The sequence below is a fragment of the Oscillospiraceae bacterium genome, from assembly GCA_025757985.1.
Classification (GTDB): Bacteria; Bacillota; Clostridia; order Oscillospirales; family Ruminococcaceae; genus Gemmiger.
The window spans coordinates 2,064,017-2,089,730 of record CP107210.1; the positions used below are offsets into that span (position 1 = coordinate 2,064,017).

Annotated in this window: 27 protein-coding genes; 3 read left to right on the forward strand and 24 right to left on the reverse strand. The window is 61.9% G+C overall.

The window, feature by feature from the left end:
- Positions 1-101: 101 nt before the first annotated feature.
- The 12 genes from OGM67_10010 to OGM67_10065 all read right to left on the reverse strand — a co-directional run bounded on the left by OGM67_10010 (position 102) and on the right by OGM67_10065 (position 7,750).
- The gene (locus OGM67_10010) at positions 102-674 is read right to left on the reverse strand and encodes a bacteriophage Gp15 family protein (protein UYJ33917.1); all 573 of its coding nucleotides are present in this window, start codon (positions 672-674) and stop codon (positions 102-104) included.
- Entirely contained in the window at positions 671-1,123 is a 453-nt protein-coding gene (locus OGM67_10015) for a hypothetical protein (protein UYJ33918.1), read from the reverse strand. The genes OGM67_10010 and OGM67_10015 overlap by 4 nt, the downstream gene beginning before the upstream one ends.
- A 95-nt stretch (positions 1,124-1,218) precedes the next feature.
- The gene (locus OGM67_10020; GenBank protein ID UYJ33919.1) at positions 1,219-1,695 is read right to left on the reverse strand and encodes a hypothetical protein; all 477 of its coding nucleotides are present in this window, start codon (positions 1,693-1,695) and stop codon (positions 1,219-1,221) included.
- Complete coding sequence (locus OGM67_10025; protein ID UYJ33920.1) at positions 1,692-2,114, reverse strand: hypothetical protein; 423 nt, start codon at positions 2,112-2,114, stop codon at positions 1,692-1,694. The genes OGM67_10020 and OGM67_10025 overlap by 4 nt, the downstream gene beginning before the upstream one ends.
- A gap of 174 nt (positions 2,115-2,288) precedes the next feature.
- Positions 2,289-2,690 (reverse strand): hypothetical protein, encoded by a 402-nt coding sequence (locus OGM67_10030; protein ID UYJ33921.1) that lies wholly within the window; start codon positions 2,688-2,690, stop codon positions 2,289-2,291.
- Positions 2,683-3,054 (reverse strand): hypothetical protein, encoded by a 372-nt coding sequence (locus OGM67_10035; GenBank protein ID UYJ33922.1) that lies wholly within the window; start codon positions 3,052-3,054, stop codon positions 2,683-2,685. The genes OGM67_10030 and OGM67_10035 overlap by 8 nt, the downstream gene beginning before the upstream one ends.
- Before the next feature lie 12 nt (positions 3,055-3,066).
- Entirely contained in the window at positions 3,067-3,921 is an 855-nt protein-coding gene (locus tag OGM67_10040) for a N4-gp56 family major capsid protein (GenBank protein UYJ33923.1), read from the reverse strand.
- A 135-nt stretch (positions 3,922-4,056) separates the two neighbouring features.
- Positions 4,057-4,215: a hypothetical protein gene (locus tag OGM67_10045; GenBank protein ID UYJ33924.1), complete on the reverse strand. Its 159-nt coding sequence runs from the start codon at positions 4,213-4,215 to the stop codon at positions 4,057-4,059.
- On the reverse strand, positions 4,215-5,513 hold the full coding sequence (locus OGM67_10050; protein ID UYJ33925.1) for a hypothetical protein: 1,299 nt from the start codon (positions 5,511-5,513) through the stop codon (positions 4,215-4,217). Before OGM67_10050 ends, OGM67_10045 begins: the two co-directional genes overlap by 1 nt.
- A 216-nt stretch (positions 5,514-5,729) precedes the next feature.
- Positions 5,730-6,968 carry a PBSX family phage terminase large subunit gene (locus tag OGM67_10055; protein ID UYJ33926.1) on the reverse strand — a complete coding sequence of 413 codons (1,239 nt, stop codon included), beginning with the start codon at positions 6,966-6,968 and terminating at the stop codon, positions 5,730-5,732.
- A gap of 30 nt (positions 6,969-6,998) precedes the next feature.
- Positions 6,999-7,184 carry a terminase small subunit gene (locus OGM67_10060; protein UYJ33927.1) on the reverse strand — a complete coding sequence of 62 codons (186 nt, stop codon included), beginning with the start codon at positions 7,182-7,184 and terminating at the stop codon, positions 6,999-7,001.
- Between the two features lie 143 nt (positions 7,185-7,327).
- A complete protein-coding gene (locus OGM67_10065) occupies positions 7,328-7,750 on the reverse strand; it encodes a hypothetical protein (protein ID UYJ33928.1) in 423 nt (140 codons plus the stop codon).
- Positions 7,751-7,961: 211 nt separating this feature from the next.
- On the opposite strand from OGM67_10065, the gene OGM67_10070 reads away from it, so the two are divergent.
- The gene (locus tag OGM67_10070) at positions 7,962-8,339 is read left to right on the forward strand and encodes a hypothetical protein (GenBank protein ID UYJ33929.1); all 378 of its coding nucleotides are present in this window, start codon (positions 7,962-7,964) and stop codon (positions 8,337-8,339) included.
- Between the two features lie 167 nt (positions 8,340-8,506).
- Here OGM67_10070 and cls read toward each other — a convergent pair whose 3' ends face one another.
- Positions 8,507-10,063: a cardiolipin synthase gene (gene cls, locus OGM67_10075; GenBank protein UYJ33930.1), complete on the reverse strand. Its 1,557-nt coding sequence runs from the start codon at positions 10,061-10,063 to the stop codon at positions 8,507-8,509.
- An 83-nt stretch (positions 10,064-10,146) separates the two neighbouring features.
- A complete protein-coding gene (locus OGM67_10080; GenBank protein ID UYJ33931.1) occupies positions 10,147-10,299 on the reverse strand; it encodes a hypothetical protein in 153 nt (50 codons plus the stop codon).
- Between the two features lie 350 nt (positions 10,300-10,649).
- Between OGM67_10080 and OGM67_10085 the strand changes: the two genes are divergently transcribed.
- Both OGM67_10085 and OGM67_10090 read left to right on the forward strand, forming a co-directional pair.
- Positions 10,650-11,519 carry a transketolase gene (locus OGM67_10085; GenBank protein ID UYJ33932.1) on the forward strand — a complete coding sequence of 290 codons (870 nt, stop codon included), beginning with the start codon at positions 10,650-10,652 and terminating at the stop codon, positions 11,517-11,519.
- Entirely contained in the window at positions 11,512-12,468 is a 957-nt protein-coding gene (locus OGM67_10090; protein ID UYJ33933.1) for a transketolase family protein, read from the forward strand. Before OGM67_10085 ends, OGM67_10090 begins: the two co-directional genes overlap by 8 nt.
- A gap of 233 nt (positions 12,469-12,701) precedes the next feature.
- Here OGM67_10090 and OGM67_10095 read toward each other — a convergent pair whose 3' ends face one another.
- The 10 genes from OGM67_10095 to ftsH form a co-directional block, all read right to left on the reverse strand.
- Complete coding sequence (locus OGM67_10095; GenBank protein ID UYJ33934.1) at positions 12,702-13,259, reverse strand: HAD family hydrolase; 558 nt, start codon at positions 13,257-13,259, stop codon at positions 12,702-12,704.
- On the reverse strand, positions 13,253-15,199 hold the full coding sequence (locus OGM67_10100; GenBank protein ID UYJ33935.1) for a flippase-like domain-containing protein: 1,947 nt from the start codon (positions 15,197-15,199) through the stop codon (positions 13,253-13,255). Before OGM67_10100 ends, OGM67_10095 begins: the two co-directional genes overlap by 7 nt.
- Positions 15,199-16,818: a hypothetical protein gene (locus tag OGM67_10105; protein UYJ33936.1), complete on the reverse strand. Its 1,620-nt coding sequence runs from the start codon at positions 16,816-16,818 to the stop codon at positions 15,199-15,201. Before OGM67_10105 ends, OGM67_10100 begins: the two co-directional genes overlap by 1 nt.
- Positions 16,819-16,836: 18 nt before the next feature.
- Positions 16,837-17,589 (reverse strand): NTP transferase domain-containing protein, encoded by a 753-nt coding sequence (locus OGM67_10110; protein ID UYJ33937.1) that lies wholly within the window; start codon positions 17,587-17,589, stop codon positions 16,837-16,839.
- A 222-nt stretch (positions 17,590-17,811) separates the two neighbouring features.
- Entirely contained in the window at positions 17,812-18,840 is a 1,029-nt protein-coding gene (locus OGM67_10115) for an NAD-dependent epimerase/dehydratase family protein (GenBank protein ID UYJ33938.1), read from the reverse strand.
- Positions 18,841-18,853: 13 nt separating this feature from the next.
- The gene (locus tag OGM67_10120; protein UYJ33939.1) at positions 18,854-19,648 is read right to left on the reverse strand and encodes a glycosyltransferase family 2 protein; all 795 of its coding nucleotides are present in this window, start codon (positions 19,646-19,648) and stop codon (positions 18,854-18,856) included.
- 123 nt (positions 19,649-19,771) lie between these two features.
- Positions 19,772-21,553: a glycosyltransferase family 39 protein gene (locus OGM67_10125; protein UYJ33940.1), complete on the reverse strand. Its 1,782-nt coding sequence runs from the start codon at positions 21,551-21,553 to the stop codon at positions 19,772-19,774.
- A gap of 31 nt (positions 21,554-21,584) precedes the next feature.
- A complete protein-coding gene (locus OGM67_10130; GenBank protein UYJ33941.1) occupies positions 21,585-23,132 on the reverse strand; it encodes a glycosyltransferase family 39 protein in 1,548 nt (515 codons plus the stop codon).
- Positions 23,133-23,225: 93 nt separating this feature from the next.
- Positions 23,226-23,465: a phosphopantetheine-binding protein gene (locus OGM67_10135; protein ID UYJ33942.1), complete on the reverse strand. Its 240-nt coding sequence runs from the start codon at positions 23,463-23,465 to the stop codon at positions 23,226-23,228.
- 96 nt (positions 23,466-23,561) lie between these two features.
- Positions 23,562-25,451 carry an ATP-dependent zinc metalloprotease FtsH gene (gene ftsH / locus OGM67_10140; protein ID UYJ33943.1) on the reverse strand — a complete coding sequence of 630 codons (1,890 nt, stop codon included), beginning with the start codon at positions 25,449-25,451 and terminating at the stop codon, positions 23,562-23,564.
- Positions 25,452-25,714 lie beyond the last annotated feature (263 nt).

The window sequence follows — 25,714 nt, forward strand, 5'->3', positions numbered from 1 at the left end:
ATGCCATCGAGCGCCGCCCGCAGGCTCCCCGCCGGGAGCTTGAGAGTCGAAAGCTCGTCAAATCGAATCGTTTGCGTAGGTTTCCCTCCTTTTTTATCCGGTCACTGCAGCAGGGCGAGCAGCCTCTGCTTTTCGGTCTCCTGTGCGGGGCTGGCCGGGCTGCGCAGCTCGACCGCCGCACGGTGGGTGCGGTAAAAGTCCAGCTCCCAGTTTTCCAGCCGCTTGCCGCGGCGCAGCTTGTCGCGGATGGCCACCACCGTGGCAAAGCTCCCCTCGCCGATGGCATCAAACCACGCCAGAAAGCTCCACCAGTGCAGGTACGGCAGGGTGCGCACATCCTGCCCGGCCGCCCGGCTGATGCCCGCAGCGATGAGCGGTGCATCCTGCTGCCAGTCCATCAGCGGCGGACCGGGGCGCGCCTGCTCACGGCGGCCCGCCGCCAGAAACCGCGCCAGAAAATCTGTGGCCTGCGGCCAGCAGGTCTGCGGCATCTCGGCAAATGTTGGGTAAAACAGCCGCATTGCCACATACCAGCGCCCGCTTTGATCCAGCTGCGGGTCAGCCGTGCCGCCCAGCCAGCGCAGCAGCTCCAGAATATCGCGGTAGTCGGTGCGTATCGCATACGCCGCGCCGTCCAGCTCGGCCTGCATCGGCAGGCACCAGCAGCCCGTCATTCCGCGCCCCGGGCTGCGCGGGCGGCCTGCGCGGCAGCCTCGGCCGCATCGGCGGCGGCGTGCAGGCGGCGCTCGGCCCCCTCGCGCAGGATCGGCGTCAGCGCCTCGAGCAGGTTCTGCACCACGCGCCGCCCGTTTGCCCCGACCCCAGCCAGATTCACACCGTTCAGGATCGCATCAAAGTCGTTCTCCGCGCCGAAGATCTCCCCCAGCAGCCGCTTGATCCGCCCGTCATAGTCCTGCAGCAGCGCAAGGCCGGCGGCTGCGCGCTGCTGCTCGTCCCCGCCAAGCTGCCCCAGCGCTGCTGTCAGCTCGGCATCATACCGCTCCAGTGTTTTGCCCGCCGCAAAAAAACGGTGGTAGAGGTTCGGGTCTGCCGGGTTGAACCGCAGCACGCCCCGCCCGTTGACGGAAAATTCCTCCACACCGGTGTCAATGTTCAGTTCCATTGGATACTCCTTTCCATAAAGCCTTCCCCCGCGGGGGAAGGTGGCGCCGCAGCGCCGGATGAGGGGCGGCCTTGCCCTGCCGCCCCCTGCCGTTTTTACGCTTCGGTAAATTTCTTAGCCGCCGGGTCAAAGCTGCCCTTTGTCTTGACGCCGGTGTAATGCACATTGAAGGGGATCTGGTAGCCGGTCGTATCGCCGCCGTAGCTGACGATCTCGATGTAGCATTCCTCGCGCACGGCCGGGTAGGCGCCCGCCGTGTCCTTGCTCCACAGCTTGACCTCCACCATGTCGGTCTTGAGGTCGTCCAGCACAAGATCTCCGTCAATGATGGCCTGCAGCTTTTCAAACATCGGGTCGCCCTCCTCGGCATAGTAGGGGCTGACCTCGCCCTGCTTCTGGTAGCTGTCGATGACCACCGAGGTCTGGCCGAGGATGTTGGACTTTTTCTCGACATTGGCCGTCAGCTCAGGGGCGTATTCCTCCAGATCCTGCCCCAGACGGGTGTAGCTTGCCTCGCCGCTGCCAAAGGCGGCGTTCAGGTAGTGGGCCATGTATCTGCGTTCAATTTTCATTGCATTTCCTCCGTATAAAGCTGTGTGTATTCTGCCTGCAGGCGCAGGGTGTATACCGCCGTGCCGCCCGGCTCGGCGCGCTCCATCCGGCCCTGCTCCGCGCGCAGGCACTCCTGCTGCGGCTCACTGCCGAGCACCGGCGTGCGGTGCGCGGCGCTCTCGGCAGCGATCCACGCCTGCAGCGCCAGCAGCCGCGCCTCGTTTTCGGCGCGGGTATCCGGCAGGCAGAGCCGCAGCGTAAACTCCGCCCGGCAGCGCTGCCTTACGCCGCCCAGCAGGTTCTGCCTGCGGTCCAGCACCGTGATGCCCCCGGCCCACAGGCCGGCCGTGCCCGGTGCAGGGCCGACATCACCAACCTGCACCGTAAGCCCCTGCAGGGCAGGGGCCCGGGCCAGAAACGCGTAGAGTTTTTGCATCATGGTAGTCCTCCTATCTCTAAGCCTTCCCCCTTTGGGGGAAGGTGGCCCCGCAGGGCCGGATGAGGGGCAGCCTGCCGCCCGGCGTCCCTTTCCCGTGCAGCAGCGGCCGGCTCGCCCCTCATCAGCCGCCTGCGGGCGGCAGCTTCTCCCCCGAGGGAGAAGCCAAAGGTTTTTTCACCTCGTCAGGCTGTGAACGCCGGTGCCGCTGCCGTTCCACCATGCACCGGCCTCGACATGGTGCAGCCTGCCGTGCAGCCGCATCGGCAGCACATACTGCACCACCGCCGCATTTTCCACCGCAGCGGGCACAAAGCCCGGCCAGTCCTCCCACTGCAGCACCGGCCCCTCGCCAAGGCAGAGCCGGTCACCCGGGGCCAGCGTGTAGTCCTCGCCGTAGCGTGCAGTTGTCTGCGGTATGACCACCAGCAGCGCCGTGCCCTGCCGGGTGCCGCCCGCATCGGGCAAGGCGCGCCTGCCCTGCTGCCAGTACACGCCCCGCAGCACTTGGCGCACCACCCTGCGGTGCGCTGCATCGGGGTGGTAGAGGGTCACGGTCTCGCCGCAGAGCTTATCCATTGTTCACCCACCGCCCTATGCTGTAGTAGTATCCGGCCTCGCGCCGGTAATGCCGTGCGCGGTCGTCCAGCGTGCGGGCGCAAAGTTCCGGCGGGGCGGTGTAGGTCTCGCTCACGCTGCCGATGCTCACCCGCGCCAGACCGCGCCGCTCGTCCTCCTGCGCAAATTCATACATCGCATCGGCGATCGCGCAGAGCGCCATCTCGGCGGCGGTGTCCTCGGTATACGCCCCCGCCGGGGTCATGGGGTAGATGCGGCGCATACGCTTCAGTTCAATTTCAGCGCGCTTCAAAAAGCGCGGGAACTCGCTCTCGGGGATATCCTCCCCGGCGAACTGCTCCTTATAAAAGGTGTAATCCGGCATGCGCCCGCCCCCTTACGCCTTAAACTTTGCCAGCACGACCTTGGCCTCGTTCGACAGCACTGCGACATAGAACTCGTCTGCGGTAATCTCGGTGGTGCGGGTCTTGGGCTTGCGCTCGGTCTCGATGTTGACCTCGCGCTTACGGTAGATGGTCAGGGCGGGGATCTCATCGTCCACCTCGGGGTCAGCCTCCAGCTTGACGATCGGGCAGGCGTAGACGCCGTCCACCAGCGGCACCTTTTTGCTGGGCACCAGACGGCAGCCTGCGATCATGCCGATCTCACCGGTCAGGCCGACACCGGGGGTGTACTTGTCCGCGCTGAGGAAGTCAGGGTTTTTGCGCAGCTGCGTGACCTGCTTGGGGTGGATGAACAGCACCTTGTCGGAGCAGCCCATCTCCTCCTCAAACAGATCGACTGCGTCCACGATCGCATTGTAGCTGATGGCGGCCTTGCTGCCGTCATAGATCAGGCTGGCCGTCTGCAGCGCCTCCATGCAGTCGCTGTCGATCTTGGCGGCGATGGCCAGTGCCAGCTGGGTGTTGGCCTCCCCCACCGGGTTGCCGTAGCCGGACAGCACCGCCTCATCGGTAAGGCCGATGCCCTTCATCGCCTTTTTGATCTTAGCCTTGCGGGTGGAGGTCGTCATCTTCTCGATGGCGACCTCGCCGCCCTCGGCCACATCGGACGCATCGCCGATGTAGGTGTAGGCGGGCACCGTGATGGTGTCGCCGGGCACACCGGCGAGCGTATCATCAATTTTGGCGAACGGCGCCACGCGCAGCTTCTTGGGGATACGGGCCGAGACCATGTCGCCCATGACCTCCGGGTCGATCAGATCGGACAGCTTCGTGATAAAATCAGACATAAATTTTTCTCCTTTTCAAATCCGATTGCTTTGCAGGGGCCGGGTATGCCCGGCCCTCAACTTTTTTGTGGTTGCCTCTTTTCCTGTTTGCCGCAGGGGTGTCTCCCTCCCGCGGGGCGGCGGGGACGCCGCCTCCTACTTCTTCATCTCCTGATACACCTCCGGGTTTTCCCGCTTCAGCGCCAGCCGCTCGCGGTAGCCCATGCGGTCAAATGCCGCGCGGTCAGGCGTCACCGGCACACTGCCGGTCCCCGCCGCATAGGGTGCCGGGGTCATCTGCTTCTGCTCGTCCATCAAGCCTCACCTCCCTTCTGTCTCTCCGCGCCGATAAACCGGCGCCGTATCTCGGCCAGCTCCGCCTCTGTCTCGCACGGCAGGTCAAAATACCATGCCAGCGCCAGCTCGGGGCGCAGCAGCCCTGCATCCACCATCTCGCGCTGCTCTGCCCAGACGCGGGCGCGGTCATACAAAACGCCGTCGCCCCAGTCTATAGATGGGGCCGCGTCCGCCGCACCATGCGGCACACCGTACAGCGCGCCCAGTGTGCCGCAGAGTGCCATCGCCTGCCGCACGGTGTCCGCCCAGGCGGCCTGCAGGTCGCGGATGGTCAGGTCATAGTCCACCGCTGTTGCGGTGATCTCGGTCGCGGTGCGCGGCTCTCCGGTGCCGTCCAGCTCGCTCAGGATTCCGCGGCGCAGCCCCAGCAGGCTTTCGCAGCCGCGTAAAAGATCCTGCTTGCGGGCCAGATAGCTCTGCTCCCGCAGGGCCGGGCTGTAGACCGTCACCCCCACATTGGCGGGGTCGTCCGGCAGGCCGACAAACAAATCATCGCGCAGCGCGCGCCGCCCCTGTGCATCAGGCCGGAGCAGGTCCTCCGACGCAAACACTCGTGAGGCACCGTTCGCAAACTCGGTGTTCAGCTGCTCCTCGCAGCGGGCCAGCGCGTGCAGCAGCCCCGCCGCCGGGGCGTAGATGCTCACGGCATCGGTGCTGCCGTCCACGCAGTTCATCAGCGGCATCCGCAGCACGGCCAGCCCCACACCCTGCACGCCGGGCAGCACCAGCTGCGGCACCAGCGCCGCACAGGCGGGCAGGGTGCTCAGCGGCACGCACCGCCCCAGCACCTGCCCGTTCAGCTCAAACAGCCGTGTCTCGATGGTCAGCCCCTCGGCACCGGCCGTGCGGCGCTCCAGCAGGGCATACTGCCGCCCGTCACAGCTGTGGCGCTCCATCGTGCCGACCGCCAGCAGCCGGCCGTGTGCATCCCGCGCCAGCGGCACATAGCAGTCGCGGCGGATGGCCGTAAAGTCAAACCCGCCGTCCGCCGGCACCGGCTTGAGCAGACATTCCCCGCCGACCAGCGCGTACTGCATGGCGGTGCGCGCCGCCGCGTTCAGGGCTTCCAGACTGCGCTGCACGGCCTCCGGCGCAGCGGGCGGCAGCCGGGTCTCATATTCAGCAAACACGGTGCGGCAGAGCTTGCCCACGATGAGCGCCGCCAGCCGCGGGGCCGCATCCTCGCCGGGGCGCGGCGCGCCGTAGTACAAATCCAGCCACTCCCGCAGCGCGGCCCGCATTTTTGCTGAGGTCACATCGCTTTTTCCAAAAGCCTGTTCCAGATAAGTTTGTATAGTCCGTTCCTCCTTTCTTAAAGCCTTCCCCCTGCGGGGGAAGGTGGCGCCGCAGCGCCGGATGAGGGGCAGCGTTTCCGGCGCATCCCATAAACGGGCAATCCCGGCAGCTTCGCCCCTCATCAGTCAGCGGTCGGAGCCGCTGACAGCTTCCCCCAAAGGGGAAGCCGCGCTACCTCAATTTCCTCTCCTTCTCCACACCCCTTCCAGCGCGTAGCGCACCGCATCAATGTGGTGGTTGTTCACATCGGGGTAGCCGGGCAGCACCTCGCCGGTGCGGGGGTCGCGCGCATACTCATACTCGCTGAACTCGGCCGCCGTGTCCGGGCAGCGCGCCGGGTCGATGACGATGGCCGCCAGCCCCTGCAGCCACTTCATGCTCTGCCGCACGCTGCCGGGGCCCTTTTGCGCCGCACGGCAGGGCAGCCCGGCGGCGCGGTAGTCGGCGCAGGATTTCGGCTCGGCGGCGTCCGCCGTAAGCGGGCCGCTGTCGGGGTCGGTCAGGCCGCGCTCTGCCAGCAGCCGGGCCGTCTCGCGGTTGGGGGTTCGTCGGCGGGTCAGCTCGTCATAGATGATCAGCGTGCGCCGCGCCGCATCATAGCACACCGCATTGTAGGCCCATGGGTCGGGGTACCAGCCCCAGTCAACGCCGTGGTAGACCCGGTCGCAGCGGTCCAGCTCGTCCTGCGCAAGGGTGCGCAGCTGCAAATTGTCAAACACCGCTGCGCCGCTGCCCACCACCTCGCCGCCGTACTCATGCCGGTATGCCGCCGGGTTTGTCCGCTCAAGATGCGCTGCATCCTCCCAGAACCGCTCCCCCAGCAGCCCGCGGGGCAGGTCGCGGTAGGTCGAGTGGTGTACCAGCTTGCCGGGGCGCTGCTCCAGCGCGTAGCGGTTGACCCAGCTGCGCGCCATAGCCGGCGGGTTGAAGCTTTTCAGCGTCAGCGCCCAGCTGCCGCCGCGCAGCACCGTCTGCTCGACATTGCGCACCTCCTCGGGGCCGTCAAACTGGTCAAGCTCCTCAAACCAGCAGACCCCCACCGAGCCGAACGGCAGCTTCAGGCTTTTCAGTTTGCCCGGGTCGTCCAGCCCGAAGAACAAAATTTTCTGCCCGGTCGGCAGGTAGGTACATTCCATCGGGCTGACCGTGCAGCGGAAGTACCCCGCGCAGCCCAGCTCCCCGATGGCCCATACGATCTGGTTGTACACACTGTTGCGCAGTGTGCCGCCCACCTTGCGCAGCACCACGGCATGGCAGTCCGGGCGGCGCAGCATCTGCCACACAAGCTCGATGGACAGATAGCTGGACTTGCCCGACCCGCGCCCGCCCTTGGCCACGACCTCGCTGATGCCGCCGCTGCGTATCGCGGTATGCACCGGCCAGAAAACGCCCGGTATCTTTTCCTTCAATCTCACCCGCATCGGTCTGCCGCCAGCTCCTCTCTCTCATTCGTCCACGATGACGACCCCCTCCTCCCTTGCGCCGTCCCCCAGCCCCAGATGCTTGTAGAGCATCTCGAGTGCGCGCAGCTTATCGGCCACCTTGACCGGCGGGCCGCCCTCCTCCCCCGGGACGGCGAAGGCGATCTCGGCCAGCTCGCCCAGCACATGGTCCGCGTTAATTTCGCACAATGACATTCCTCCCTTCGGGCATGAAAAAACTCGCGGGCGACTTACCTGTCTCCCACGAGTTTCGATGCTACCATATTACCACTATTGGTTGTGAAATACAATGAAATCCCGTGAAGTCTCTGCGAAATTTCGGGAAATGTTTTTCACGCCTCCTTTTCCGGCTCCATCCGCTCAACCGCCGCGCGGTGCAGCTGGTAGACCCGGCGCTGCACCACGCCCATCGCATCGGCGATCTCTGCAAAGCTTTGCCCCATGAGGTAGCGCCGCTGCAGCACCTGCCGCCCTGCGCTGTCCCCCACCGTCAGGATGCCGCGCATCACCTCCATCCGGGCCGCCATGCAGCCATCCAGCTGCTGTGCCAGCCTTTTCTGCGCATCTTCGATATGTTCCACCGCGCGGGGCAGCCGGTCGGCATCGGGGCCGCTGCGCCCCGGCATACCGGACATGCACGCCGTCACCCGCGCCGCATCGCTGCGCAGCACCGTGATCTCCTCCTCCAGCATACGCTGGCAGCTCAGCGCGGTCTGGTAGCGCCCAAGCCACGCCACTTTTTCCTGATAGTTCATCGCGTTCCTCCTTTATTGCCTCTGTCATTGCGGAAAATGTTGGTTATCTCCATCCTATATCAACAACCGACAGTTGTCAATAGTATTTTAACAACTTTTCTTTGTCAATACAAAAAATGGGACTTCCACTCTCTTTTTCAGCTCCCGCGCTTGACACCCGCTCCCATCCATGCTACGATGACGATACTACGAGGAAAAGGAGTGTCCCACCATGAAGTGCATAAAAGGTATCTGGCTCCGCTGCGGTCTGCTCCCGTACTATCTCCGTGGGCAGCAGCTTGCTCTTGCCCTCCTGCTCAGGGATAAGCCGCGCACCGCCGCCCAGCTCGCGGCGGCGCTCACCGAAAAGGGCTATCCCTGCGACCCGCAGACGCTGGAAAAATCGCTGGCCCGCCTTGCAAAGCGCGGCATCGTGTCGGTCTCCGACGGCGTCTACCGCTGCACATCCTCCAAGCTGGACGCCGCCCCCTACACGGAAAATCAGCTGCTCGACCTTGTCGGCATGACGCAAAGCACCGTAAACGGCACCGCCTTTTACACCGCTGCCCCGCCTGCAAGCGTCAGCTCCCGCGGCGCCAGCGGCTCCTGAACCTACAAAGCCCGCCCCGGTATGACCCGGGACGGGCTTTGCTTTTATCTTATGTTCTTCGGTAGGGGCGAGCATCGCTCGCCCGCCGCCTCCCGCCGCTGCCTGTTTCCGGGGCATCGGGGACGCCGTCCCCTATAACCCCCGGCCAGCAGCCGCCCTGCATCGTCTCAGCACAGCGGTGCTACCAATCTCAGCACCGCACTGTACATCGTGCCGAAGAACCCTGTGCGGCAGTCCGCCAGCTTCACCTCGGCGCTCTCCTTTTCGATCTCCGCCAGATCGCGCCGCACATCGTCCAGCACCGCGCCGCCGTAAATCAGCACGCTGTTCTCAAAATGCAGATAAAGGCTGCGGTAATCCAGATTTACCGTGCCCACCGCCGCAATGCGGTCGTCTACCAGCCATGTCTTGGCGTGCAGAAAGCCCGGTGTGTAGCTGAAGATCCTGACCCCCGCGCGCAGAAGATGCGGGAAGTAGCTCCGGGTCAGCTGGTAGATCGTCGGCTTGTCAGGCACGCCGGGCGTGTAAATGCGCACATCCACGCCGCGCTTGGCCGCCAGCCGCAGGCAGGCCAGCAGGTCGTTGTCCAGTATCAGGTAGGGCGTGCAGATCTGCAGCCGCCGCTGCGCCTGATTGATCAGCTCCAGATAAACATTCTTCGCCACGGCCTCCCGGTCCACGGGGCTGTCGGCAAAGGGCTGTACCAGACAATCGGTCGGCACCGGCGCGGCAGCGGGCAGGTCGCGGTCGATGTCAACATCCTCCTCGGGGTACTGTGCCTTCCAGAAGGTCAGGAAAATGTTGGCCAGCGCCCCTGCGCCCGGCCCCTCCAGCCGGACGCCGCTGTCCTTCCAATAGCCGAACCGCACCAGCCGGTTGATGTATTCATCGGCCAGATTCACGCCGCCGGTAAAGCCGATTTTTCCGTCAATGACCATGATTTTGCGGTGGTCGCGGTTGTTCATGACAAGGTTCAGCACCGGCACGCAGCGGTTGAAGCTGAACGCCCGGATGCCCTCCGCCCGCAGCAGCTCGGCATAGTTGTGGGGCAGCAGGCTCAGGCAGCCCGCATCATCGTAGATGACCCGCACATCCAGCCCGGCAGCAGCTTTGCGGCGCAGGATCTCATGGATCTGGCCCCACATCTCGCCCATGCCGATGATAAAGCTCTCAACAAAGATGCTGCGCTCGGCGCTCTGCAGGGCGGGCAGCATGTCGGCCAGCATTGTCTGGCCGTCCGGGTAGTATCGCACCGCCGTGCCGCCGCACAGCGGCGCCGGGGCGTAATCGTGCAGATAGCGCGCTGTCAGCGCCGCCCGCGGATCAGCTGCGCGCAGCCGGGCCGCAGCGGCGGGATCTTCGCGCCGGGTATCCGCCATGGCCTGCTCGGCCCGCTCCTGCCGGCGGCGCAGGCCAAGTGCCGGGCGCTTGTTGCCCCACAGCAGGTACAAAAGGCCGCCCTGCACCGGCATGACTGCAAACAGGATCATCCAGCTGATCTTGAACTCCGGCACGGTGGAGTCCTGCCGGATCAGCGCCAGACACATGATGATGCTCAGCGTCAGGCCGGCGGCGTTGAACCACCGGGCATAGTCCGCCAGACGGTAAAACAGCGCAAACAGCCACACCACCTGCAGCACAAGCAGCACGGCCGTCACGACCAGACGGCTGAACACAAGGTTCAGCACCCGGCGCAGCATCAGCCGCCAGTTATGTTTTTTCATAAGGGCTTTCCTCCTGCTGCATGATCCCGTAAAACAAAACGCACCCCATCGCATAGGACGGGGTGCAGCAGCATTTTATTCCATTACAGGCGGTCAATGGCGGCCATGCAGTCGTCCATAGACATAAAGGTCACGGCGCAGTTGGAGCCGATGAACCACCGTTCGTCCCCGTTGCAGACGATTTTGCGGATAAGCTTGCCGTGGTACTCAGTCTGGATGTAGATCCCGTTGGGCACTCTGTTTCCCTCCCAGATATAGTAGTATGGGCCGGGCGGCTGCGTAAGATGATGGGTTTTCCGCACCGCGGCTTTATATAAAGTATAAAGCAAAACCTCCCCGCGCGCAAGGGGCTTTTCGCCGTAGTTTATGTACGAATCGCGCCATTTTTTGGCACAACGCACAAAGGGTGCGCAGCATCGCACTTTGCGCGGCGGGCGGTTTTTTCTCCGCCGCGCCGTACAGGCACGAAAATTGTAAAAAAATCTTGCGTGTTTCTGCGAAATGTGTATAATAGAAGTAGTATATTGTGTAGTGGTATCTCAAAATGCCACCCGATTTTACCAATAGTGACCGGAGGAACTTAGCTATGACAAAACTGGAAACGCTGCAGTTGAAATTGACTGCGACCCGCGTGCGCATGGGTGTGATCGAAGCCACCCACGGTGCCGGGTGCGGTCATCCGGGCGGCAGCCTGTCCGCAGCGGATGCCTTTACTTACCTGTATTTCCGCGAGATGCGCATTGATCCCGAGCAGCCGCAGGACCCCAACCGCGACCGCTTTGTCCTGAGCAAGGGCCACTGCGCGCCCGGCCTGTATGCCACGCTGGCGGAGCGCGGTTTCTTCCCGGTCGCTGACCTGCCCACCCTGCGCCACTCCAACAGCTACCTGCAGGGGCACCCCAACATGAACACCGTGCCCGGTGTCGATATGAGCACCGGCAGCCTTGGTCAGGGCGTTTCTGCCGCCTGCGGCATGGCGCTGGGTGCCAAGAAGTCCGGCAGCGACATCAATGTCTACACCCTGCTGGGCGATGGCGAGATCGAGGAGGGCGAATGCTGGGAGGCCTTCATGTTCGCCAACCACTACAAGCTGGATAATCTGTGCATCATGATCGATGTCAACGGCCTGCAGATCGACGGCGCCACCCGCGATGTCATGAACTCTGAGCCGCTGGACCGCAAGATGGATGCCTTCGGCTTCAACACCATCGTCTGCAACGGCAACTCCTTCGCCGATCTGGAGCAGGCCTTCAAGATGTTTGACCTGTCCCACGGCAGCGGCAAGCCCACCTGCTTCCTGCTGCGCACCACCAAGGGTCTGGGTGTCAGCTTCATGGAAAATTCCGTCGGCTGGCACGGCAAGGCCCCCAATGACGACGAGTACGCCCAGGCCATGTCTGAGCTGCGCGCCGCCCACGCATCGCTGGAAAAGGAGATCGAGTTCAACAATGGCTGAGATTAAAAAAATTGCTACCCGTGTCAGCTACGGCAACACGCTGGTAGAGCTGGCCCAGCAGGGCGCTGACAATCTGGTGGTCTTTGACGCCGATCTGGCCGCCGCCACCAAGACCGATATCTTCAAGAAGGCCTACCCGGACCGCCACTTTGACTGCGGCATTGCCGAGCAGAACATGGTCGGCGTTGCCGCCGGCATGAGCACGATGGGCTATGTTCCCTTTGTGTCCAGCTTTGCGATGTTTGCTGCGGGCCGCGCCTTTGAGCAGATCCGCAACTCCATCGGCTACCCCCACCTGAATGTCAAGATCGGCGCCACCCACGCCGGCCTTTCTGTCGGTGAGGACGGTGCCTCCCACCAGTGCTGCGAGGATATCGCCCTGATGCGCTCCATCCCCGGTATGGTGGTGCTGAGCCCCGCTGACGATGTCGAGGCCCGCGCCGCCGTCATCGCCGCCTACAACTATCAGGGCCCCGTCTATCTGCGCTTCTCCCGTCTGGCCACCCCTGTTTTCCACGATCCGGAAACCTATGAGTTCCAGATCGGCAAGGGCGAAAAGCTGACCGATGGTTACGACATTGCTGTCATCGCCACCGGCCTGATGACCAACGAGGCGCTGCGCGCCGCCGTGCTGGCCAAGCGTCAGGGTCTGAATGTCCGCGTCATCAACATGCCGACCATCAAGCCCATTGACGAGGAGATCATCCTGACGGCTGCCCGCGAGTGCGGCCGCATCATCACGGTCGAGGAGCACAGCGTCATCGGCGGTCTGGGTGAGGCTGTCTGCGCAGTTGTCAGCGAGAAGCTGCCCTGCCTCGTGCATCGCATCGGCGTGCAGGATCAGTTCGGCCACTCCGGCCCCGCCAATGAGGTCCTGCGCGATTACGGCCTGACTGCCGAGAACATCGTCAGCGCCATCCGCGAGATCGTCCGCCCGGACGCGAAATAATTTACATCAATAAAAATCCCTTGGGGAACGCAGATTCCTCAAGGGATTTTTTTTACTTATAGCAAACGGCCAAAGCCCCTCAGGCCGCTTTCGCGGCCAGCTCCCCACTGCGTGGAGAGCCTTGATCACGCGGGCTTCGCCCGCAAAAAGCCGCCCCTTACAGGGGAGGTGGCCGAGCGCAGCGATGGCCGGAGGGGCTTTGCCGGGCCGTGCCATTGCCGCGCCGTTAAGCCTTAAAATTGCTCCACCCTAAATACGGTCGCTCCGCTGGCCTTGGCTGCTTCCAGCCCAATGCCCGAATCCTCAAAAATCATCGTCTCGGCAGGTGTCACATGGAAATACGCCATCGCCTTGCAATACCCTTCCGGGTCGGGCTTCTGCTTTTCCACATCCTCGCCGGTCACAATCAGCCCAAACAGTTTCCGCACACCAAAATGCTCCAACACCTCGGTGGCGTTTTGCTTGCTGCCGGTCGTCACACAGGCCAGATCATGCCCGGCCGCCTGCATCGTGCGCAGTATCTCCATCAACGCCGTGTTAGGCCGCACCATGTCCAAAAAGTCACTGTACAGCTCCTTCTTGCGGTCATGCACCCGCTCCACATCGGCGTCACAGGGGTCGCCGCCCATCAGCGGGCGCAGAAAGCGGGTGTAATGCCCGCCGTTGCAGGACGCCGCATAGTATTCATCGGTCACGGTAAAGCCCATTTCCTCCAGCGCCGCGCGGTAGGACGCCGCATTGGCCGGCACCGTGTCCAGCAGGGTCCCGTCCAGATCCACACAGATCAGCATAGCTTTCCCTCTTTTCCTTCACAAAAATCAGCCACATCGTTGGCCACCATCACCAGCCCTGCATAGAACATCGGCGCGCGCTTGCGGTCCTTGGCCAGCTTGTAGGGCATCAGCCGCAGCCAGTGGATGACCTCATGCATCAGGATGCTCTCCACCTGCGCACGCGGGTAGCGCTGCTTCAGATCCTCCATCAGGGCTGCCAGCAGCGCATCGTAGGCGGCGCTGCGGGTCAGCTGAAAGTCGATGCGGTTTTCCTGCACCGCCGCGCGGGGCGTTTTCATCATAAATTCATAGCTGCCATGCAGGCTTTGCAGCAGCTTGCCGTAATCGAGGAAGGGACTTTCGTGCAGATTGCCGGTGTTCGGGTCGATGAGATACCACCCGTCATTGTCGGTACGGCAGATGATGTTTTCAATCGTCAGATCGCCGTGGATCGTCCCCACGGGGTCCGCCGCAAACAGCTCGCGCAGCCGCGCATGGTCAAACAGCCCGTCCAGCCGGTTCAGATTTTTGTACTCTGTACCGTTGATCCAGAGCGTATCGCAGCTGACCAGCTCGCGCAGGGCGCGGTCCTCGCGGATTTTTTTAAGGTTGCCGTCCACCTTTGTCTCGATGTACTTCTCAATCGCCGCGGGGTCCGCCGCGCGGGCGGTCGGGCGGTACAGCTGCTCCTCCAGCGTCTGCAGCACCTCCCGCAGGATGCGCCGGCTCTTCTCGACCGGGTTGGAGTGCAGATAGCGGAACATCCCCACCGCCTGCGGGTTGTAGGTCATGTCATACCAGCAGCAGCCGTCCTCCCGCGCAGTGCGCAGGATCTCGCACAGCGGCAGCCGGTCCTGCTGGGCGCGCAGCCAGTCGATCTGCTCGGCCAGCTTGTCTCCGTCCGCGCCAAAGGCATATTTGCGGTAAAAGGTAGACTGCTTGTCCATGCAGAGCATCGTTGTGGCGTTGGAGCCCGCCGAATAATCCTGCAGGATCGTAATATCCCGGTTCATCTGCAGAAAGCGCTGCAGATACTCCTTGTTTTCCAGTCCGAAATACTTGCCCAGAAAGACGGCACGGTCATGCTCGTCGGCCTGCGGCAGCAGATTCAGATAGCTTTCCTCCGCCGGGGCGGCCTGCGTTGCCTGATTGACCGCACCGCGCACACGCTCGGGCAGCAGCGTAGCTGCCCACATGGCCGCCAGCGGCAGCATAAACCAAGCCAGCAGCAGCCCGCGCGCCGCAGGGGCGGCGGTGCCCAGCGCACCGCCGGGCAGCAGCGCCGTAAGATCGGCCGCGCTGCGCCCGAACAAAAGGTCAAACACGCCGACCAGTTTCATCGGCTGCCCGGCAGCGGTCAGGGCCGCCCCCAGCGCCGTGTAGGACCCCAGATACGCCGCCCACATCAGCACTGTATTGGCGGCAAGGCGGCCGATCTTCACCCGGCCAAGATCCTTGAAGGTGTTGATCAAGCTCCAGAAGAACATCATGCCGTCAAGCTTCAGCGTATCATTGAAGATGCCGCAGAACGCCAGACAGATCTTTTTCAGCCAGTCACGCAGCACCGACACCAGCACCAGCGCCGCCGCCAGCACCAGCGAGAACACCAGATAGTACCGCGCTGCGCCGCGCACAGCAGCCCCGCCCTGCCCCAGCAGTGAAAAGGCGATAAAGCCCAGCGCCACGAACCAGACATCAAGGAACCGGTCCATAATGACGGTGGCCAGCGCAAAGCCGACCCCGCTCTTCATCCGCCGCCCGGGGAATACCGCGCGGAACACATCCCCCAGATGGAACGGCAGCACAAAGTTCAGCGCATAGCCGCCGGCCATACCGCGCAGCATCTGCCCGCGCAGCGGCCGCTCATAGATGCGGATAAACTGCTCCCACCGCAGCAGACGGAACGCATGGCCCACCAGCACCAGCACCAGCGCCAACACAAAATAAAGTCCGATCATCAGTCCGTGACCCTCTCCCGCTTCTTTTTATCTCTCATCACCGCATAGATGATTCCCGCCGCCGTGATTGCATACCCGGCAATGAACGGCGTCAGATAATACAGGAAATATGTATCCGGTGCGGTCAGGAACACCAGCGGAATCCGCACAAAAAATGTTCCCGCCGCGAACAGCAGCATCCAGCGCCGCCGTACCAGCAGTACCAGACAGGCCGCAAACAGCAGCACAAAGGGCGGCAGCATCCACCAAGTCCAGTCGATCAATCCGCCCGCAAAGTCCCCGCTCAGCGCCACATTTATGATAAAGTTCTTGCGCAGTTCCTGATTAAGGGGCTTTACCGCCGCGCTGTCCTGCAAAAATTCTATCAGCACATCGCGCTCCGGCTCGCCCTCATACATCAGGAAGGACGATGCAAAGACCAGCTTCTGGTTGGACCGCCCGTTCTGACGCTGGCGCAGCGTATTGTTAAACACATCAAGCCGCTCCCGCAATAGGCTTTTGGGGTAACGCAGCGCCAGCCGTGCGATTGCACCGCGGCATTCCTTCCACTCCGCATCGCTGCCGCCATTGCGCAGGATTGCCTCGCGCAGCGCATTGCCATGGATTTCGGGATGACTGCGGCAGTAATCCACATCATAGATCTTATCGATCGCAGCAAGCTCCGCTGCATCCTCTGCCGGATCGGCATCCTGCACAAGCGCCGCCATCTGGTAGCACAGTGCGATCCGCTGGTACTGCCACGCCTCCCCCATCAGGGAGCCGGTGTATCGGGAGGATGCCATATATCCGCACAAAATCAGCGCTGTCACAGCACCCAGCGCCAGCGGCCGCAGCAGCTTTTTGCAGCAAAGCACGGCCAGCATGACCGGAATCGCCGCCAGATAATAGACGCACTCACTGCGCCAGGAGGCTGCCAGCGCCCCCAGCACAACAACAGCCGTCAACTCAGCCCGGGTCAGCCTGGTGCCGCGCAGGTAGAAGGCCACCAGCATGAAAACCAGAAAAAGCTCGCACCAGCATGACCATGTCGTCCGGAATGGATTCTGGTTGTGCATCAGCACCGGCGGCAGCAGGAACGGCAGGTAGACGATGGCAAACCACACCGGCTTCACCGGTCGAACCAGCCGTTTCTCGGTAAGATCTTGGGCCGTAGCTGCAAAGCAACCTACCGCCGCACTGATGAGAAGATTCTGGATAAGCACTACCCCTCCGGGTATGGGCACAAACATCAGTGACAGGATAAAGGCACTGCTCGTCAGAAAATGCTGCCATGCATCCATCTGCAGTGTTCTCGCCAGAGACAGCACATTCAGGTCGTCATTGCCCCAGCAGCCCGGCCAGACGATGAGCAGCACGATCAGATTTACCGCCAGATACGGCAGCGTCCACTGCAGCCAGTGCCAGACAAAGCGATCCTTCGCGCGGAGCTTTTTGACCAGCGTCACGATTCCGTGGACAAGCAGAAAAGCAAGAAGCACAAACAGTGCCTTATAAACAAAAAACGCCGTGGTTCGCCAATCATACCGGAAAAACAGTCTGTCCGTCCAAAGCGTCAGTATCCCCCACAGCACGGCCACAAGCAGTTCTGGGATGATTTGTTTTTTTGCCGATGTGTTCATGTGTTCTCCTTCCATCGGTCACCCCAGCGCGTCAAATCCGGCGCGGTTCTCCGGTTTTTCTGCGGTGCGGTATTCGTCCGGTGTGCCGAAGGGCAGGTGCAGATCACACGCAAAGCCTGCGATCCGTGCGCCCTGCGCTGCCAGCACATTGTAGATGCCGGATACAAAAAATTCCTTATACTCACAGTTTTTCAGATATGCGGCGCAGGCGTCGGCGTAGGTGCGCTTATCCTTAAAATAATACGCGCCGCAGATGGCGTCATGGCTGACGACCTGCTTTTCCACCGTATGGCAGACATTGCCGTCCGCGCCGTACTGCAGGTAGCTGTAGGCCGGGGAATCGCTCTCAAAGGTCAGCAGCGCCCCCGCAGGGCCGTCGGCAAAGTGGCCCTTTTCGCAGAACGCATTGAACGCGCTGCAGATAAACAGGTGGTCGCAGTCGTTGAAAAGGATCGGCTCACCGTCGGGCAGGCCCTCGCAGCCCTTCAGCGCCGTGACGGCTGCCCCCTCGGTCACCTCCGGCAGGGCAATGATGCGCGCCTCAGGCCAGTATGTCCGGATCTTTTCGTCAATCGCAAAGTCGCGGATATGCTCCTGCAGCACAACAAAGGTGATGTCGGCGCAATCCACATATTTCTCAATGCTGCGCGCCGCCCAGTAAAAGAACGGCTTTCCGTTAATTTCAATCAATGGCTTCGGGCAGACAAATCCGTTTTCAAAAAAGCGGCTCCCCCGACCGGCCATAGGTAAAATCAAATGCAGCTTACTCATAAGAAGCTCCTTTTTAAATAATAGATAAAAGATAATAGATAATAAAAATGGTGGTTCGCGGTGCTGGCGCACCGCTTCAAAATTTCTCTACGACCGTAAGGGCGCATTCCATATGCGCCCATTCTGCTTTGGGCAACGCCGCGGGCGGATATGGAATCCGCCCCTACAATTTTGTTTTGACCTTCAGGTCAAAACTCCCCATCTTTTATTATCTTTTATCTATTATTTCTTATCTTTTTCCGCCAGCATCTTCGTTTCTGCCTCGATGACCCGGCTCAGGCCTGTCTCGATGTCCACCTGCGGCTGCCAGCCGTAGGCCTCGCGGGCGTGGGTGTTGTCGCACTGGCTGAACTTGTTCACCTCATGGTCAAGGATCTCCGGTTTGATGCCGTAGGCCCCGCCGTACAGCTCGGGATATTTGGCCCAATAATGACTGCTCGGGCAGTACTTGGCCTCGATGCTCTTGCCCATCAGGCGGCTGGCAATGGCATACAGCTCCTTAACGGAATAGCTGCGGTTGCTGGAGACATTCACCGCGTCAAAGCCCTTCTGGGGCTGCTCCACCACGCGCAGCGCCAGCGCGATCAGGTCATCGACATAGATATAATCGCGGCGCTGGTTGCCGTCAGAGTGGAACTCCGGCGTGCGGTCATAGTACAGCTCGCGGATCATGTAGCCCACAAACGGCGGCTGCTTGCGCAGGCAGTCGATGTGCGGGCCGTAGACATTGGCAAAGCGCAGGCAGGTCACGGTCATGCCGTAGGTGTCAGCAAAGCTCTGGGCAAACCGCTCGCCGCAGTATTTTGTGTTGGGGTAGATCAGCGTCGGCGGGTTGAACTTCGACTCCACGGTCGGGAACTCGGTCTCGTTCTCATACATAGCGTTGGTGGAGGCCTGCACCAGCTGCCGGATGCCGGTGCGGCGGCCTGCCTCCAGCAGGTTCACAAGGCCCAGCGTATTGACCTCGATGGCCTGCACCGGGTCGCTCTGGCAGTCCGGCAGGGGGGCAATGCCCGCAATGTTGTACACGACCTCGAACTGTTCTTCCTCAAACAGCTGGAGCATCCCGGCCTTGTCGCGGATATCCATCTTCCGCACCTCGGCACCGAAATCATGGTCATCAAACTTCAGGTTGTCCAGATTGCCGTAGGAGAAGTTGTCGATACCCACGACCTCATCGCCGCGCTGCCACAGCTTGTGCCAGAGCTGACCACCGATAAACCCGGCTGCACCCGTTACCAGAACCTTCATTGCAAAAACCTCCTTACAGGTTGGACGCTACGACCTCGTAGCTGTAATCCTCAATAATGTTGTCGCGCCACTCGCCCTCAACAAACGCCTTCGGCCCTGCCAGATACTTCCCGCAGAGCTTGAGCAGACTGATACCGAAGCTCGTCAGCTTATTGTTGCTGACCTGATCCTCCTCCCGCCAGCTGATGGGGAAGAACAGCACCCGCTGCTTCATCTGGCAGAGTGCCAGAATCATGCAATCGTTAAAATACAGCGTGTCAGGGAACTTTTTGTAGTATTCGTTTTTCAGCGGGGCCACGGCATACAGGTTCAGTCCGCTGCCCAGGTCGGTGATTTTTCTGCGCGCCACCAGACTGAAAAGCCAGTTGAAGCCGTAGTTGCCCACCGTGCGCAGCGCACTGTAGCCGCCGGTCTTGCTGCCGCGCATAAAGCGGGAGCCGAGGCAGCAGTCGTATTTTTTATAGGTATCATCGTTCAGGATCGGCAGCAGGTCGGCGATGGCCCCCTGATCGTCACCGTGCAGTACGACAAGATGCGCATACCCGTGGGCGGCCGCATAGCCGAACGCCACCTTATGGCTGCCGCCCAGACCGTAGTTGCGGTCATTGCGCAAAAGGCGCACCGGCGCATCGGGGTGGCGGGCCATCCAGTCCTGCACAGCGGCCTCAGTGCCATCGGTGGAACGGTTGTTTACAACGATGCACTCCCCCACCCAAGGGGCGATGCGTTTGTCAAGCAGCTGCGAAAGCACCCGCGTGACCTGCTTTTCACAGTTGTAGGCAGGGATAAAAACCAGTAGTTTCTCCATGGAAAGCTCCTTTTCCGGACATAGTTGTAGATAATAAAAATTATACATCACCGCCGCCCCGTTCGCAAGCCAATCCGCCAACAAAAAAACACCTCCCTCAAAAAAAGGAAGGTGCTTCAGCAGTTATCCCTGCGCCTGAAAGCAGACGCGCCCGGGGGTTGGGTTTTTGTACAGGCAGTAGCCCTGCGGGCAGTCGATGCCGGACGGCTGCAGCATGTCGGTATCCACCGGCACGCCGTCTGCGGCCAGCACCCAGTCTGCAGCGGTCAGATCCTCATACGCGCGGCCCGGGTACTCCGGTCCGACCGCCTCGGCGGTCAGGTCCAGCACGCCGTCTGCCAGCGCACCGCTCTGCAAAAGCGTCTCATACTCGACGATATAGACATCCCGCGCGACATACGTTTCGATAAGCTGGCTGTCCCGCTGGCGCACCCCACAGGGCAGGAACAGCACCTTGCCGTCCAGCGCGGCAAGGCTCTCGTTCAGTGCGCTGGCACCGGCTGCGCTCTCAGCGGGTATCGCGTAGGTCCAGCGGTTGATCCGCCACTCGCCCAGATAGCAGGCCGCGCAAAGCACCAGCGCGGCGGCAGCCAGCACCCTGCGGCCGCGGTGCCGCACCAGCACAGCGCCCAGTACAGCCACGCCCAGCACAATGCAGACGCGCCAGACAGCCAGCCACAGGGTCTGGCTGCCGCCGGGCAGGCGGTCAGTGCGGTCGGCCACAAAGTCAAACCACTGCAGCAGAGTATTATCCCCCGCGCCCGCACCAATGGCCCGGCAGACCACTGCAAAGCCGATGCTCCAAAGGGCGGTCAGCGCAGCCAGAAGGCATTTCCGGGCGGGTGTCAGTGCCTCGTCCAGCGTATCCATCGTCACGGCCAGCAGCGGGATGAGCAGCGGCTCCAGATACCGCATATGCTGCCGGGGCGAGGGATCGTGCAGATCCTCCCGCACGGTGATAGACCATGCGATGACCGCCACGCCAATGCCCAGACAGAGCAGCAGGAAAAGCGGCAGCTGGGTACGGCGGGCATCGCTGCCCCGGCGGGGGCGGTGCAGCCCGCAGAGGGGCAGCAGCACGGGGTACACCCAGAACGCCAGCACGGTAAACAGCGCATCACAGACCAGTGCAAAGGGCAGGAAGCGCCACTGCTCCCCGGTCAGCCAGCCGGTCTGGTTGTAGGAGTTGCCCAGCCCCCGGAACAGCGTGACCTTGGCCAGCACAAAGCAGGCCAGAAAGCTGCCCAACAGCGCCGCATTGCAGGCAAGCTCAGCACGCCAGCCTGCCTTATCGTGCCACCAAACCCAGCCGCGCACCAGCACCCATGCAATCAGGTAATAGAGTGCGACCTCCTTATTCAGATACAACAGGTAGCAGAACGCCCCCGCCGCCGCACACCAGCCCACCCGGGCCCGCGGCGCAGCCAGCATTGCCCGCAGGAAAAAGTACACCTGCCACAGGGAAAGCGGCAGAAACACCGTTTCGCTCATAAAGGTAGCCGCTGCCGACATGGTGGGCAGCACCGCCGTGACCCCCACCAGAAACGCCGTGCGGCGCGGGTTCAGCCGCATCGCACGCGCCAGCGCATAGGCCGGAAAGACCGCGCTTGCCATATACACAGCGTTCAGCCAGCCGATGGCCGTGATCTGCGCGGCTGTGGTCCGCAGCCGCAGCGCCGGCAGGATGCACAGCGGGTAGAGGATCTTCTGGTAATCGCTGGGCATATTGCGCACCCGCAGCCCGCGCCCCTGCAGCAGGCTGCGCGCCACATCCAGATAGCGCAGCTCATCGCTGTAGACGGCCAGCTCCCGCGGGTAGCTGCTCAGCAGCCCATAGACGACCGCACACACCAGAAACACCAGCGCCACCGCCGCCCAGCCGTTGATTTTTTTCTTAGAAACCATTCACAGCCCCTTTTCGTCTGCCCCGTTTTCCTTACTTCAGCTTCACATAATACACCGGGCACTTCGCCACATCGGTCAGCAATTCCACGCTTTCTGTGTCCAGCGTGTCCTCGATCATCGTTTTCAGCGCATCTGCGTCATATACATACCCGTACACCACAAATCCATCCTGCAGATCGCGGCTTTGGGCGGCCGCCTGCAGGCTTGCCGCATCGTCACCGGTGCCTGCCTGATAGACAGCCTCCCGCGCGGCGAACTCTGTGACAAAGAGGTCCGGTGCCACATCGTAGCCGGCGTTGTTCAGCACAACGGCCGGCAGGGCGGCCGTCTTGGCCAGCGCCTCGGTGCGCGGGGCATACTGTTCGTACAAATATTCGTTGGGATGCACAAAATGTGCTGCCAGCACCGGCACCACAGCCAGCGCCAGCACAGCATCCCGCCGCAGGTCCAACCGCGCCAGAATCACCGCCGCCGCCGTCACGACTGCACCATAGATCACTACATAGTAGCGGTCAGCCTCAAACGGCGCAGCCTTGTCGATCAGCACCACATACCCGCAGGCAGCCAGCAGCAGCCCGGCGGCAAACAGGCCGTTGCCCCGCAGCCGCGCACCGCGCCGCCACAGCAGGACCGCCGCAGCCGCCAGCACAACGCCCCACAGCGCCAGCCCGCCGAACTGCGCCGCCAGCAGGCGGAACACCCGGCCCAGACTGGCCGCCCAGTCCGCCAGCGCCGAGACATCGAACACACTGGTAAACGCCTGCTTCCCGCGGGAGCCGGAAAAGATATGCTGCTTCATCGTGGGGAAGGCCAGATACGCCGCCCCCAGCCCGGCCAGCTCAGCCGCCGCATAGCCCGCCGCCGTTCTGAACCGCCGCGTGACCAGCAGCCACAGCCCGAACAGCCCGCAGAGGAAAAAGCAGTACACCAAAAAGAAATACTGGGTCAGCACCCCCGCCAGTGTGGCAGCAAACAGCCCGGCCCATACGGTCCGGGGCGGCCGCGCCCCCTGCTGCAGCGCCTGCCACAGCACCACATGGCAGTACAGCAGCACGATGCCCTCCAGCATCATCAGGCTGTACATACGGGTAAAGACGGCCATACCCTGCACGCCGACGCTCAGCAGCCAGCAGGCCGCTGCTGTCCACGCAGGCCAGAACCGCCCGGTCAGACGGCGTACCGTCAGGTACAGCACCGCTGCCCCCGCAAGCAGGCAGACAAAGTTCGGCAGCAGCCCGACCCACGGCAGCCCCAGTCCCGGAAAGAGCGATTCCGCCGTGTAGACCAGACAGTAATAGAGCGGCGGGTGGACATCGATCTTCTGGTTGTTCCATGGGATGCTGTAGGCAAAGGGCCGCTCCGCCGACAGGATCGCCTTGTAAAAGCTGCCGTCATGCCAGCTGTCCAGATAGCCGTCCTGCAGCGCATAAAAGCCGCCGGGGTAGTTGGCCAACTCATAGGTATACAGCTCGTCCACATGGTAGCCCTGCTTGCGCCCGGCATAGAGCAGCATCACCGCAAGCCCCACCGCCAGCAGCGCCGCTACTGCCCAGAAATGTTTTGCTTTCGTGTTTGTCATGATTCCCGCTTTCTCATCCTGCGCCGCCCCGGGCGGCTTGGCCGTTCAGATACCAAAAAGGCCTGCCGCAAAGGGCAGGCCTTCCGTTTGTTGTTACTCCTCGGCGTTTTCTTCCTTATCGCGCACAAAGCGCCACAGCTCACCGATGGTGAGATCCTCGCTCAGCTCGCTTTCATCGATCTCCACGCCGATTGCCTCGCCCAGCGCCCAGGCCAGCTCGATCATATCCTCATGGTCGGCGTCCAGATCCTCCAGCGCCGTGCTTCTGGTCAGATCGCCGGTGTCACAGCTGAACTGCTCTGCCAGCAGATCCTGCAATTCTTCAAAGGTCACTCTCGTTTTCCCCCTCTCGCCGGGTTGGTTTGTGTACTTATCATACAAGGCTGTGACGGCGGCGTCAAGGGGCAATCGAACGACAACTATACAAAATTACTGCACCGCGTTTGTGGAATCTGCCGAAGTCCCCGCCGGTAATTGCGGCTGCGCGTTCAAAATACGCATAAACTCCTCGCCGCTGATGGTCTCCTTTTCGTACAGGTACTGGGCGATCTCGTCCAGCTTGCGCTTGTTGTCAGCCAGCAGCTTATAGGCCTTTCTATGCTCGGCCTGCACGATCTCCACGACCTTGGCATCCACCTTCGCTGCGGTCTGCTCACTGCAGGCAAGGCTGGCATCGCCGCCCAGATAGGCGTTGTTCACCGTCTCGAGCGCGACCATGTCAAAATCCTCGGTCATGCCGTAGCGGGTGACCAGCGCGCGGGCCAGCTTGGTGGCCTGCTCAATATCATTGCTGGCACCTGTCGTGATGGAGTGGAAGATCAGCTCCTCAGCGGCGCGGCCGCCGGTCAGGGTGGCGATCTTGTTCAGGATCTCCTCCTTGGTCATCAGGGTGTGGTCGCCGTCCTCGACCTGCATCGTAAAGCCCAGCGCACCGGAGGTACGCGGCACGATGGTGATCTTCTGCACGGGGGCGCTGTTCGTCTGCAGTGCCGCCACCAGTGCATGGCCGACCTCATGGTAGGAGACGATGCACTTTTCTTTATTGTTCAGGATCTTATTCTTCTTCTGCGCACCGGCCAAAATCGTGTCCACAGCCTCCTGCAGGTCAAACTGGGTCACGGCCTTGCGGCGGTGGCGCACCGCACAGAGGGCTGCCTCGTTCACAATGTTGGCCAGCTCGGCACCGGAGGCACCGGGCGTCATCCGGGCGATAACGGAAAAATCACAGTCGGGGCCAAGGCGCACCTTTTTGGCGTGCAGGCGCAGGATACTCTCGCGCCCCTTGAGGTCGGGCAGCTCGACCGGCACGCGCCGGTCAAAGCGGCCGGGGCGGGTCAGCGCCGGGTCAAGCGACTCCGGCCGGTTCGTGGCTGCCAGAATGACAACGCCCTTGGCGGCGTCAAAGCCGTCCATCTCGGTCAGCAGCTGGTTCAGGGTCTGCTCGCGCTCATCGTTACCGCCGAGGTTTGCCCCGCCGTCACGCTTTTTGCCGATCGTGTCGATCTCATCAATAAAGACGATGCATGGTGCTTTTTCGCCTGCCTGCTTAAACAGGTCGCGCACCTTGCTTGCGCCCATGCCGACAAACATCTCGACAAACTCACTGCCGGCGATCGAGAAGAACGGCACACCGGCCTCACCGGCGACCGCGCGGGCCAGCAGCGTTTTGCCGGTACCCGGAGGGCCGACAAGCAGCACGCCCTTGGGCATCTTGGCGCCGATGTCCTCGTATTTCTTGGGGTTGTGCAGAAAGTCTACGATCTCCTGCAAACTCTCCTTGGCCTCGTCCTCACCGGCGACATCATTGAACTTGATGCCGGTCTCATCATCGACAACATACTGCTTGGCACCGGATTTGCCGCCGAACAGCATTGCATTGCCGCCGGCACCGCCCATCTGCTCCATCTTTTTGGAAGCCCAGCGGTTGATGAACCAGAACAGCAGGATCATCGGCAGGAAGGAGATGATAAGGTTCAGCAGCGAGTCCCAGATCGTCGGGCTTTGGTAGACGGTGCCAAACTCCACGCCCGCATCCTCCAGCCGCGCCACGAGGTTGTTGTCCTGCGCGATGGCGTTCGTTTTGAAGGAGTTTTCGTTCTTGTCCACAAAATAGATCTGCTGGTCCTCGATCTGGACGGTGGCCAGCTCCTTGCTCTCCAGCATCTGCAGGAAGGTGCTGTAGTTCACGCTCTTGACACCGGCCTGCATCAGCGCCGGATACAGGAAGATGTTGCTCAAAATCACGATTGCCAGAATGACCGCATAGCCGACCCATAGTTTCTTTTTCGGGTCCTTCGGCGGCTGTGTCGTTTCTTTCATGCCATTGGCCTCCTCTTTTGTCCGGGCAGGCACCGCACCTCCGGCGGTGCTGTCCTTTGTACAAGTATAGCATGCGCCCTAAAAATGAACAGCATGTGACACAACTTTGAACGAATCGCAAAAAATGCCGCCGCGCCGGGCCGTCCGACACAGTCTTTGGGCAATACCGCATAATTCTAAGCACCGCTCCGGCGGGAATTGTGCGGTGTTGCCCTTGCATTTTGCACAGGTTTTCCACATCATTCCACAGTTGAAATGTGGAA